Source organism: Mycobacterium simiae, assembly GCF_010727605.1.
GTDB classification, from domain to species: Bacteria; Actinomycetota; Actinomycetes; order Mycobacteriales; family Mycobacteriaceae; genus Mycobacterium; species Mycobacterium simiae.
Map to the genome: position 1 here is coordinate 232,886 of NZ_AP022568.1, position 11,887 is coordinate 244,772.

11 protein-coding genes are annotated in these 11,887 nt (G+C 67.5%); 3 read left to right on the forward strand and 8 right to left on the reverse strand.

What is annotated here, in order from left to right; all coding sequences use genetic code 11:
* Positions 1-65: 65 nt before the first annotated feature.
* Both scpA and mutA read right to left on the reverse strand, forming a co-directional pair.
* Complete coding sequence (scpA, locus tag G6N33_RS00905) at positions 66-2,327, reverse strand: methylmalonyl-CoA mutase (protein WP_044511466.1); 2,262 nt, start codon at positions 2,325-2,327, stop codon at positions 66-68.
* Positions 2,328-2,331: 4 nt separating this feature from the next.
* Positions 2,332-4,203, reverse strand: a complete 1,872-nt coding sequence (gene mutA / locus G6N33_RS00910; protein WP_044513298.1) for a methylmalonyl-CoA mutase small subunit — start codon at positions 4,201-4,203, stop codon at positions 2,332-2,334.
* Positions 4,204-4,403: 200 nt separating this feature from the next.
* Here mutA and G6N33_RS00915 point away from each other — a divergent pair, with 200 nt between their 5' ends.
* Complete coding sequence (locus tag G6N33_RS00915; RefSeq protein ID WP_044511464.1) at positions 4,404-5,159, forward strand: TVP38/TMEM64 family protein; 756 nt, start codon at positions 4,404-4,406, stop codon at positions 5,157-5,159.
* Positions 5,160-5,208: 49 nt separating this feature from the next.
* Positions 5,209-6,192: a S1 family peptidase gene (locus G6N33_RS00920; protein ID WP_044511463.1), complete on the forward strand. Its 984-nt coding sequence runs from the start codon at positions 5,209-5,211 to the stop codon at positions 6,190-6,192.
* A 23-nt stretch (positions 6,193-6,215) separates the two neighbouring features.
* Here the strand turns inward: G6N33_RS00920 and G6N33_RS00925 are convergent, their stop codons facing one another.
* Genes G6N33_RS00925 through G6N33_RS00935 form a run of 3 tightly spaced genes read right to left on the reverse strand, consistent with a single transcriptional unit; the run spans position 6,216 to position 8,216 of the window.
* Positions 6,216-6,575, reverse strand: a complete 360-nt coding sequence (locus G6N33_RS00925; protein ID WP_044511461.1) for a DoxX family protein — start codon at positions 6,573-6,575, stop codon at positions 6,216-6,218.
* Positions 6,576-6,593: 18 nt separating this feature from the next.
* The gene (locus G6N33_RS00930) at positions 6,594-7,739 is read right to left on the reverse strand and encodes an SPFH domain-containing protein (protein ID WP_044511459.1); all 1,146 of its coding nucleotides are present in this window, start codon (positions 7,737-7,739) and stop codon (positions 6,594-6,596) included.
* A 48-nt stretch (positions 7,740-7,787) separates the two neighbouring features.
* Positions 7,788-8,216 carry an NfeD family protein gene (locus G6N33_RS00935; RefSeq protein ID WP_044511457.1) on the reverse strand — a complete coding sequence of 143 codons (429 nt, stop codon included), beginning with the start codon at positions 8,214-8,216 and terminating at the stop codon, positions 7,788-7,790.
* A gap of 56 nt (positions 8,217-8,272) precedes the next feature.
* Here G6N33_RS00935 and G6N33_RS00940 point away from each other — a divergent pair, with 56 nt between their 5' ends.
* The gene (locus tag G6N33_RS00940; protein ID WP_044511456.1) at positions 8,273-9,232 is read left to right on the forward strand and encodes a hypothetical protein; all 960 of its coding nucleotides are present in this window, start codon (positions 8,273-8,275) and stop codon (positions 9,230-9,232) included.
* Here the strand turns inward: G6N33_RS00940 and G6N33_RS00945 are convergent.
* Genes G6N33_RS00945 through fabG1 form a run of 3 tightly spaced genes read right to left on the reverse strand, consistent with a single transcriptional unit; the run spans position 9,229 to position 11,883 of the window.
* Entirely contained in the window at positions 9,229-10,266 is a 1,038-nt protein-coding gene (locus tag G6N33_RS00945) for a ferrochelatase (protein WP_044511454.1), read from the reverse strand. The genes G6N33_RS00940 and G6N33_RS00945 overlap by 4 nt on opposite strands.
* A gap of 6 nt (positions 10,267-10,272) precedes the next feature.
* Positions 10,273-11,082, reverse strand: a complete 810-nt coding sequence (inhA, locus tag G6N33_RS00950; RefSeq protein WP_044511450.1) for an NADH-dependent enoyl-ACP reductase InhA — start codon at positions 11,080-11,082, stop codon at positions 10,273-10,275.
* Positions 11,083-11,127: 45 nt separating this feature from the next.
* Positions 11,128-11,883: a 3-oxoacyl-ACP reductase FabG1 gene (gene fabG1 / locus G6N33_RS00955; protein WP_044511449.1), complete on the reverse strand. Its 756-nt coding sequence runs from the start codon at positions 11,881-11,883 to the stop codon at positions 11,128-11,130.
* Positions 11,884-11,887: the final 4 nt, after the last annotated feature.

Below are 11,887 nucleotides of genomic sequence, written 5' to 3' on the forward strand. Positions count from 1 at the left end.
CCGTCGTGTTTCGCCAGTAACGGCGTCCGTGGTCGCAGTCTTGCGGCGATTTCAGAGCCGTTCATCTAACCGAGGTCATAGCCCAACCGTTCGGCGAGCTTGTTCAGCAAGCCGATCGCGGCCTCGGCGATCACGGTGCCGGGCGGGAAGATGGCGGCGGCCCCCGCGGCGTAAAGCTCATCGAAGTCGCCGGGCGGGATGACGCCGCCCACCACGATCATGATGTCGGGCCGGCCCACCTCGGCCAGCGCGTCGCGCAGCGCCGGCACCAGGGTCAAGTGCCCGGCGGCCAGCGAGGAGACCCCCACCACATGCACATCGTTGTCGGCGGCCTGGCGGGCCACCTCCTCGGGCGTGGAGAACAGCGAGCCGACGTCGACGTCGAATCCGATGTCGGCGAACGCCGTTGCGATCACCTTCTGGCCTCGGTCGTGGCCGTCCTGGCCCATCTTTGCCACCAGGATCCTGGGTCGACGGCCATCGGCTTCGGCGAACTTCTCGACGAGTTCGGTCGCGTCAGCGAAGGACGTCATGTTTCCGCCTCCCGATGCTTCGTCGCGGTAGACGCCGGCGATCGTACGAATCTCCGCCTGGTGACGGCCGTACACCTTCTCCAGCGCGTCCGAGATCTCCCCGACGGTGGCCTTGGCTCGTGCGGCATTGATGGCCAAGGCCAGCAAGTTGTTGCCCAGTCCGTCTTCCCCGGCACGGCCATGCGCGGCGGCCGCGCGGGAAAGCTCGGCCAGCGCGGTTTCGACGGCGTGCGAATCCCGGCTTTCCCGAAGCTCTTTGAGCTTGGCGAACTGCTCGGCCCGCACCCGGCTGTTGTCGACCTTGAGGACCTCGACCTCCTGGTCCTCTTCGACCTGGTACTTGTTGACCCCGACGACCTGCTGGATGCCGGAATCGATCCGCGCCTGGGTGCGCGCGGCGGCCTCCTCGATGCGCAGTTTGGGGATGCCGTCGTCGATGGCCTGGGCCATGCCACCGTGCTCAACGACCTCGGCGATGTGGGCGCGTGCGCGCTGCGCGAGCCGATGGGTCAGCCACTCGACGTAGTACGAACCGCCCCACGGGTCGATCGGCCGCGTGGTACCCGACTCCTGTTGCAGCACCAGCTGGGTGTTGCGGGCGATGCGCGCGGAGAAATCGGTCGGCAGTGCCAGCGCCTCGTCCAGCGCGTTGGTGTGTAGCGACTGGGTGTGCCCCTGGGTGGCGGCCATCGCCTCGATGCAGGTGCGGGCAACGTTATTGAAGGCGTCCTGCGCGGTCAGCGACCAACCCGAGGTCTGCGAATGTGTGCGCAGCGACAGTGATTTCGCGCTCTTCGGGTTGAACTGGCTGACCAGTTCGCTCCACAACAACCGCCCCGCCCGCAGCTTGGCGACCTCCATGAAGAAGTTCATCCCGATGCCCCAGAAGAATGACAGCCGGGGCGCGAACTTGTCGATGTCCAGGTCGGCGTCCAGGCCGGCCTTGATGTAGTCGACGCCGTCGGCGAGCGTGTAGGCCAACTCCAAATCCGCTGTCGCGCCGGCCTCTTGGATGTGATAGCCGGAGATCGAGATGGAGTTGAATTTCGGCATCTTGGCGCTGGTGTAGCCGAAGATGTCGGAGATGATCCGCATCGACGGCTTCGGCGGATAGATGTAGGTGTTGCGCACCATGAACTCTTTGAGGATGTCGTTCTGGATAGTGCCGGCCAGCTTCTCCGGCGGCACCCCCTGCTCCTCGGCGGCCACCACGTACAGCGCCAGGATTGGCAGCACCGCGCCGTTCATCGTCATCGATACCGACACCGCCGACAGGTCGATGCCGTCGAAGAGCTGTCGCATGTCCAGGATGGAATCGATTGCCACACCAGCCATTCCGACGTCACCCTGGACGCGGGGATGATCGGAGTCGTACCCGCGGTGAGTGGCCAGGTCGAACGCCACCGACAAGCCCTTCTGGCCAGCGGCCAGGTTGCGCCGGTAGAACGCGTTGGACTCCGCGGCGGTGGAGAACCCGGCGTATTGGCGGATGGTCCAGGGCTGGTTGACGTACATCGTCGGGTACGGGCCGCGGACGAACGGCGGCTCGCCCGGAAAGCTGTGCAGCGGAAAGCCATCGGCCTGCACGGCCGCCCGGTCGGCGGCGATGTACACCGGTTTGACGGCGATGTCCTCGGGCGTATGCCAGATCAGCTGATCCGGCGAGTACCAGTGCGCCGCGGCGGCCGCGGCGACATACTTGTCCACGGCGGCTGCCGTCGGGGCCCGCCCCGTGCGGTCGCCATGCAGCGGTACGTCGGCGAAGCTGCCGATAACCGGAGTAGACGTCGTCATCGTGTCACGCCCCCAACCGAGTGAGCAGATGCGAAAGTGCTTCGATCGCATTGATTTTGGCTGTCAGGTACTCGTCGGGCCGATGCTGCGGCGCCACGTCGGCGATCGCCTTCTCCGGCCCGGCCAAATACACCCGCGACACCCCTGCGGCGCGCGCGGCAGCGACGATTCCGGCCACCTCGGTGCCGTAGCGCTGGTCGGTGCCGCAGATCACCGCCACCGCGGGCGAGCCGGCCTGCGACACCGCCGCCGCGACACCGTCGGCATCGACCGCCCCCGGATTGACCGCCGCCACACCGCCCGAGGCCAATAGGTTCGCCGCGAATGTCGCGCGGATGTTGTGCTCGGACAGCGGGCCCAGCGGCAGCAGCAACGCGGTCGGCCGCGCACCCGTGCGTGCCAGGAAAGCATCCGAACGATCGCGCAACGCCTCGAACCCCGCGGCGTAGCGCTGCAGGTTCCCGACATCCGGCTGGCCGATCGAATGGCTCTGCGGCAGTGCGGGTTCGGCGAGGTTCGGAAATTCGTTGACGCCGGTGATCGCGGTGCGTCGGTGCGCGATGTCGTCGGCGCGGCGCGCCGCGACCTCGGCGATCTGCCCGGCGAGGTAGTCCCGCGCCTCGGTGAACCCACCGCGGGCCTCGATAGCCTGGAAATGTTCCCAGGCCTGCCGCGCGAGCTGCTGGGTGAGATCTTCGACGTACCACGAACCCCCCGCGGGGTCCAGCACCCGGCCGACGTGCGACTCCTCCAGCAGCAGCAGCTGGGTGTTGCGGGCGATGCGGCGAGCGAAACTCCTTGCCGTGCCGGGAAACCCGCCCGGGATGGCAATGTCGAACGGGAACACCAGCACGCTGTCGGCGCCGCCGACACCGGCCCCAAAGGCGGCAAGCGTGCAGCGCAGCATGTTCACCCAGGGGTCGCGCTGGGTCATCATCGGCAACGACGTCTCCGCGTGCACGATCGCCCGACCGGCCCCCGGCTCGCCGACGACCTCGCCGACGCGCGCCCACAGCTGGCGCACGGCGCGCATCTTGGCGATCGTCATGAACTGGTCGTCGTCGGCCGCCAGCCGGAAACTGATCTGACCCAGCGCCCGGCCGACCGGCATCCCCGATTCGGTCAACACCCGCAGGTAGGCCACTGCGGCCGCGATGCTGCCGGCCAGCTCCCAGGACGCGTTAGCCCCTAGGTTGTGCAATGCCGGTCCGTCGACGGTGACGGCCCGTACGCCGTGTTCGCTGGCCGCACGCGAGGCGACCGCGACAACGTCGTCGATCGCCGGGGCGGCGCGCCCGCTCAGTGCGGCGGTCAGCGGGTCGGCACCCAGGTCGACGGCCAGGGTGGCGCGCTGATCGGCCTCGACACCGGCCACCAAGGCCAGCACCGCGTCACTGGCCGCGGCATAATCGGCGCCGGCGTCGACGATCAACGGCGCCATGCTCAGATACACGCCCGCCAACACCGTTTCCAGGTCGTCGGGTGACACACCGCCGACGCCGACCCGGATGAGCAACGCGCTGACACCGTCGCCAAGCGCGCCGAGTATCGCGGCGTTGGCTTCGGCAGCGCCGGTGTCGGCGCTCGGAAAGATCTCGACGACCTTCCAGCCGGATTTGACGTCCCGGAACGGGTCCCCGCCACGCAGATACGGCCACTCGCCGGGGAGCGCCGGCTCGGGCAGCTCGTCGAAGACCGTGTAGAGGGGACGCACGGCGAACCCGTCGTACGTCGTGGTGTCCAGCAGATGTTCGGGGTGCTCCCCCAACTCGGCGGGTTCCGTGCGGGTGCTCTTGGCAAGCACACCGGCAACCGCGGTGCGCCAGCGCTCGCGAACCTGTTCTAGGCCGGCGAGCTCGGGTACATCAATGGACACCGACTGCTCCTGTTTTCGCAGCTGCAGCAACGTTGTTTGAGGCTGCTCGGGATATGCGACTCGCTAATCAGGCTAATTGATTGACCCCGCCGCTAAAAACCGCTCGCTGCCGCGATCGGGCGGCGAGCGGGCCGAGTCGGCGGCGAAACGCCAGGCTCGGGATACGGGTTATTCATGTGCGGCCCGTAACGTTGACTGCCGTGACGGGCCCCGCCACCGCCAAAACCGCCAGCAAGCTGCGTACTCTGTCGCGCCCGCTGGGATCTACCGCGCGCGGGCTGGCGCGACCGCGCACACTCGCCGCAGTGGTTGGGATCACAGTCTTGATCGCAGTGGCGCTGTGGGTTCCGCTGCCCAGCGCGGTGCAGTTGCGCGACTGGGCGGAATCGGTCGGCCCGTGGTTCCCCTTGGCGTTCCTGGTTGCACACATCCTGGTCACCGTCTTCCCGATCCCACGCACGGCGTTCACCCTGGCGGCGGGTCTGCTATTCGGACCGGCGCTGGGCGTGCTGATCGCCGTGGTGGCCAGCACCGCCAGCGCGGTGCTGGCGCTGATATTGGTCCGCGCCGCCGGTTGGCGGCTCAACCGGCTGGTTCGCTACCAGGCCATTCACCGCGCCGACGAGCGGCTGCGGGAACGGGGCTGGGTATCGGTGCTCTCGTTGCGGTTGATCCCCGTCCTGCCGTTTTCGGTGGTCAACTACGCCGCGGCCGCGTCGGCGGTGGCCTTGCTCCCCTACACACTGGCCACGCTGGCCGGTCTGCTTCCCGGCACTGCCGCGGTGGTATTCCTGGGCGACGCGCTGGCCGGGCACCCCAGCCCACTACTCTTCGTGTTCTCGTTGTTCACCAGCGCCTTGGGTCTCACGGGTCTGTTCCTGGAGATCCGTCACTACCGTCGCCAGCACCCGTCGCGTCCTGATTCACCCGCCGCGGAGCCGGTCATCATCAGCTAACTGGATCGCGCTGTTGAGCGCATCGCCTGTTGCCTGAAAGATCTATTCAATGGAGGGGGTCTACGCGCAGCAGCTGGCGAGCTTCAGCTTGCAGCCGTCGCGCACCGGCCTGCTGATGCTGCTGCTCGGTGCCTTCGCTTCGGTGGCGGTCGCGGTTGTGTCGTTTGTGCTCGACAGGATTAAGCTGCATCGCGTTCCGAGCGGGTCGGTGCTGGCCGCCCGCGCCGTCATCCCCTACCCGCCGACGCCCCGGACCCGAACACACACCTCGAAGTTGACGATCGCGGCCGCACTGGTGGCCGGGATCTGCATCATGGCCCTCTTGCTGATGCCCAAGAACGTCGTGTCGGATCCCTCGCCGGTGCCCGACCTGGCGCCCATCGCGCTGCCCGCGGCCAGTGCGGCCGGGCCGGGCACCGGCATATACGTCGAATACGCTGACGGGTCGGGCGGAATGGGCTGTACGGCAGGCTTTTTGGTTCGGACCAGCACCGGCGAGGCGGGGGTGTTGACCGCCGGACACTGCAATCGCCCCGGCACGCCAAGCAAGGTGCGGATGAACCTCGCCGGAACCTTCCCGTACGCGACGATAGGAACGTTCGTCACGACCGTCAGTGAAGGGGTGCACAACGAACAGCACGACATCGGCCTAATCGTGCTGGACGGCGATCATGTTCCGCAGAATCCGGCCATCGCGGCGACGCTGCCCATCACCGAGGTCACCAGCGATCTGACGATCGGCCAGCAGCTGTGCAAGTTCGGCATGAGCAGCGGCGAGGCCGAATGCGGGCAGATCTTCGACGTAACCGAAAGCAAAGTCTCGTTCGCCGCGGGCGGTCAATGCGGTGATTCCGGCGGCCCGGTCTATCTGATGCGCAGCGACGGCACCGCCACCGCCGTGGGCATCGACATCCGCGGTAGCGACCCCGCCAGCCCCAACGCCGGCTGCCTGGCGCCCGCGAAGTACTCCGTTGCTGAGCTCGTGCAGCCGTGGCTGGATCGGTGGCATCTGTCCGCCGTGACCGCGCAATGAACCGGGCCGCGCTGACCGACGTCTTAGTGGCCGCGCTCTGGCCCCTTGACGGTCATCGCGGCGAACAGCGCCAAGAACAACGCCGCCGGCAGGCCGTTGACGACCTTGTCCCGCACCCGCACGTGCGCACCCACCGCCAACACGAAATACAACGTCAGCATCGCCGTCGTCAGCCTCGCCAACGCCGGGAAGCGGACAACCGACGCCAGGCCGACCGCCGCGGCCGCCTTCACGACGGGAAACACCGGCCGGACGTTTTCCGGGACACCCACGTCGTCCAGCGCCTTCTTGACCGGGGCCGCCTGGACGCCGCACGCCACCGCATCGACGGCATGGAACGCGGCAAGGGCCGCATAGGTTTTCGGCGAAGTCAAAACACTCATCGACTAATCCTAATGCGGCTACCGGGTCAGTTCCGGTGGCGCCCCGGGCTGGCCATCGACCGGTTGGCGGGCGATCGCCTCGGCGTTGGCGACGGCCTGGGCGATCTTGGGATCGCTTTCGGTGGAGAACCAGCCCGCGACCTCGGCGTCGTCCTCGTCGGTGCTATGACGAGGTGCGTCCTCGACCGGCGACGGCTGGAACCGGAACACCCCGTCCTCGCCCGGCGTGCCCAGCAGCTTGGTGAAGCCCTGTAGCGCCCCGCTGAAGTCGCTGGGCACCACCCACACCTTGTTGGCGTCGCCCCGCGCCATCTCCGGCAGCGTCTGCAGATATTGATAGGCCAGCATCTCCGGCGTCGGCCGGCCCGCCTTGATCGCGGCGAACGTCTTCTCGATGGCCTTGGCCTGCCCCTGTGCCTGCAGGTAGGCCGCCGCGCGCTCACCCTGAGCGCGCAGCATCCGGGACTGGCGGTCGCCCTCGGCCGCCAGGATCGCGGCCTGCTTGGCGCCCTCGGCGGCCAGAATTTGGGCCTGCTTGGCGCCTTCGGCCTGTTTGATTGCGGCCTCACGGGTGCCTTCGGCGGTCAGAATCATCGCCCGCTTCTCCCGGTCGGCTTTCATCTGCTTTTCCATCGACGCCTGGATCGACGGCGGCGGGTCGATGCTGCGCAGCTCCACCCGGGCAACCCGCAGCCCCCAGCGGCCGGTGGCCTCGTCCAGGACGCCGCGCAGCTGCGCGTTGATCTGGTCGCGAGAGGTCAGGGTCTGCTCGAGGGTCATGCCGCCGACGACATTGCGCAGCGTGGTGGTGGTGAGCTGCTCGACACCGACGATGTAGTTGCTGATCTCATACACGGCCGCTTGCGGAACGGTGACCTGGAAGTAGACGACGGTGTCGATGTTGAGCGTGAGATTGTCCTCGGTGATCACCGGCTGCGGCGGAAACGACACCACCCGTTCCCGCAGATCCACTCGGGCGCGGACCCGGTCGATGAAGGGCACCAACAACGTCAACTGGCCACTGACGGTGCGACTGTAGCGGCCCAACCGCTCGATCACCGCCGCCTCGGCCTGCGGGATCAACGCCACCGATTTGGCCACCACGATGATCGCAAAGATCACCAGGACGGCCAGCAACACCAAACCAGCAACCGCACCTTCCACCGGAGTTCCTTTCTCTCGCAGCGCCTTCGCGGCGCCTGTGGCCGACGGTCAATGTTTCAAGACGACCGCCGTGGCACCGTCGATGTGGACGACGGTGACCGATTCCCCCGGTTCGTAGACATCGTCATCGTTGAACGGCCGCGCCGTCCAGACCTGGCCATCCAGCTTGACCTGGCCTTCGTCGCGGGCGACCCGGCCCAGCACGACGGCCTTCTTGCCCTCCAGCGCCTCGACTCCGGTCGGCAGCGACTTCGGTGTCACCCGTTGTCGCAACGCCGGCCGGACCAGCACGACGAGCAGCACCGACACCACGAGGAACACCGCTCCGTCGACCAGGATCGGCCAATCGGTGAGCCAGGCCGTCCCGGCCGCGGCCAGCGCTCCGCCCCCCAGCATCAACAAAAACATGTCGCCAGTGAGCGCTTCGGCACCGGCCAGGGCCAGTGCGAAGATTAGCCAACCCAGCGCGATCGCCATGCCGTCAGAATACGCGTGATCGGCCTTTGCCGGACCAAACAACTACACTGCGCATCATGTGGTGTCCCAGTGTTTCGCTGTCGGTGTGGGCTAACGCCTGGCTCGCGGGAAAGGCCGCGCCCGACGACGTGTTGGACGCGTTATCTCTTTGGGCGCCAAAGCAATCCGTCACCGCGTATGATGCGGTCGCGGCCGGTCACACCGGGCTACCCTGGCCCGATGTGCACGATGCCGGGACGGTCACATTGTTGCAGACGCTGCGCGGCGCCGTTGGCCGGCCGACGGGCCCGAGTTCCGCCGGCGCGCCAGGGCCGTCACGGGGAACGATCAATGTGGTGTTGCCGGTGCCCGGCGACGTGCGCGGCCTGGCTCCCGGCACCCAGTTCGAGCGGGACGCCCTGGCCGCCGGTGAGGCCGTGATCGTCACCAACGCCGACGATCCCACCGCAGCTGTGGGCCTGGTCCCCGAGTTCAGCTACGCCGATTCCGACGACCCGGACGTTCCAGACGGCCCCGACGACGGTGGCAGTGCACCGGAGCTGTGCGCGTTGGCGTGGACGGTGTATTCACTGCCCGGCGCACCGGTGTTCGATCATCACGAGCTCGGGGACGCCGAATACTCGCTGCGGTCGGCCGTGCGCTCGGCGGCCGACGCGCTCGGCGCCATCGGGCTGGGAGCGGCCAGCGGCGTCGACGATCCGCGAGGTTTGGTGGAGCAGCTGCTGGAATCCGCACGGCAACACCGGGTTCCCGACCACGCACCGCGGCGGGCACTGCGGGTGCTGGAGAATGCCGCGCACGTCGACGCGATCATCGCGGTCAGCGCCGGGCTTACGCGGTCCGACTCACCCGAGCGGTTCACTGCGCCGGTCGCCGCGGGGCTGGAACCGTTCGGCACGCAATCCGCGTCCGAGGCGCGCATCGCCGGCGATGCGCTGCGACCATTGACCGGTGTGGTGCGGTCGGCCCGAATGGCCGCGGTCAACGCGATCTTGCACTCGGCCTGGGCAGACTAACTGCACTGTCCCGCAACGCAATGCGGCGGACAGCACGCCTGGCCGTCGACGCTGGCGAGGCAACCGGGTACCGGGTCGGGACCACTCACCCGCTCGGGTGCGCGGCCGTATCGCAACTCGTCGATCAGGTCCACAGCCAGCTGCGCGAATCGTGGGTGCGCGTTGGGCGTTGAGGCTCGCACCAGCGCCATGCCGGCCGCCTCCGCCTGCGCTCGCAGTTCTTCGTCGAGATCCCACACCACCTCGATGTGGTCGGCCACGAAGCCAACCGGGCATATGATCACGGCCTCGGTGCCCGCGTCGGCCAGCGCCGCCACCTGGTCTTCGACCTCGGGTTCCAGCCATGGCACCTGGGGCGGCCCGGACCGCGACTGCCAGGCCAGGTCGTACTCGGCATAGCCGGCCGCGGTTGCGACAAGCCTTGCAGCGTAGGCAACCTGGCGGCTGTACAACCGCGGGCCCATCCGTTCGTCGGCGGCCACCGGAATCGAATGTGCCGTGAAAAGCAGCCGGGCACCGGCTTGTTGTTCGGGGGTCAGGGCGCCGGAGGCCGCGCCGATGGTGTCGGCGAAGATCTGCACGAACCGTGGGTGGTCGAAGTAGGGCCGCAACTTGACCAATTGCGGCGCACCGGGCCCGGCGGCCTGACGGGCGCGGGCGATGTCTTCGACGTACTGCGTGCAGCTGGAATAGCCGCTCCAGGCCGACGTGGTGAACACCACCGCGCGGCGAACACCGTTGTCGCGCATAGTCGCCACCGTGTCTTCGACGTACGGTTCCCAGTTGCGGTTGCCGAAATACACCGGAACGTCCAAGCCCCGATCGGCGAGTTCGAATTCCAGCTGGGCGATCAGCGCACGGTTGATCGCGTTGATCGGCGAGACACCACCGAAATGCAGGTAGTGCTCGGCGACGTGGTCGAGTCGTTCTGGCGGCACATCGCGGCCGCGGGTGACGTTCTCCAAGAACGGCCGCACCTGCTCGGGGCCCTCGGGTCCGCCGAAGGACAGCAGCAGGACGGCATCGAATTCCATTGCTCTCTACAACAATTGGGTGCTGGCGCCGCCGTCGGCGTAGATGATGGTGCCCGTGGTCGCCGGCAGCCAGTCGGATAGCAGCGCGCACACCGTCTTGGCCACCGGGGTGGGATCCTTCATGTTCCAACCGATCGGGGCCCGCTGGTCCCAGCCCTCCTCGAGCAGCTGCATCTGGGCGCCGGCCTCTTCGCCCAACGCACCGCCGACGATCGCGCTCATCGCGAGCGTCCGGATCGGTCCGGCGGCAACAAGATTGGAGCGTACACCGGCCTTGCCAGCCTCGCGTGCCACGAACCGGTTGACCGACTCCAGCGCGCTTTTGGCCACTGTCATCCAGTTATAGGCGGGCATCGCCCGCGACGGGTCGAAGTCCATGCCGACGATGGAGCCACCGGGATTCATGATCGGCAGCACCGCCTTGGCCAGTGAGGCATACGAATACGCCGAGATGTGAATGCCTTTGGAGACATCCTCATATGGGGCGTCGAAGAACGGGTTGATGCCCATTCCGGTCTGCGGCATGAAACCAATCGAGTGCACCACGCCGTCGATCTTGTTGCCCTCGCCGATCTCGGCGATGATCCGGTCCGCCAGGGTGTCGAGGTGCTTGTCGTTCTGCACGTCGAGTTCGATCAGCGGGGCCTTCTGCGGTAGCCGATCGGCGATGCGCTGGATCAGTCGCAGCCGGTCGAATCCGGTCAGCACCAACTGCGCCCCCGCTTCCTGAGCGACCTTGGCGATGTGAAACGCGATCGAGGAGTCGGTGATGATCCCGGTGACCAGGATCCGTTTGCCGTCGAGCAGTCCTGCCATGTCCGTCCTAACCTTTGGTTCCGGCAAAGTGATCTAAGGGGCCGTCTAATGGCCCATGCCCATGCCGCCGTCGACGGGGATGACCGCGCCGGCGATGTAGCTCGCATCCTCGGACGCCAGGAAGCTGACCGCTCCGGCGACCTCCTCGGCCGTTCCGACCCGCTTGGCCGGGATGAATTCCAATGCGCCCGCCTGGATGCGCTCGTCGAGCGCCCGGGTCATCTCGGTGTCGATGTAGCCGGGGGCAACCACGTTGGCGGTCACCCCGGCCTTGGACAGCTCCCGGGAGATCGAGCGGGCCATCCCGATCAGGCCGGCCTTGGCCGCGGCGTAGTTGGCCTGGTTGCCGATACCCCACATGCCCGAGACCGACCCGATGAAGATGATCCGGCCGAATCGCTTGCGCTGCATGCTCCGCGACGCCCGCTGGGCCACCCGGAACGCGCCGGTGAGGTTGGCGTTGATGACCTCCTCGAAGCGCTCTTCGGTCATCCGGATCAGAAAGGCGTCCTTGGAGATGCCGGCGTTGGAGACCAGCACCTCGACCGGCCCCTGGTGCTCCTCGACCTCCTTGAAAGCGCGGTCGACGGCGTCGTTGTCGGTGACGTCACACACGACGCCGAAGAGCCCCTCGGGTGCCCCGGATCCGCGGTGGGTGACGGCGACCTTGTGGCCGTCGGCGGCCAGCCGCTGCGCGATCGCCAATCCGATGCCCCGGTTTCCACCGGTGACCAGGACTGAACGGGATACGAAGGGGGGTTTGCCGGGGGTCGCGGCGAGTTCAGTGGCTGTGTCAGTCACCCGG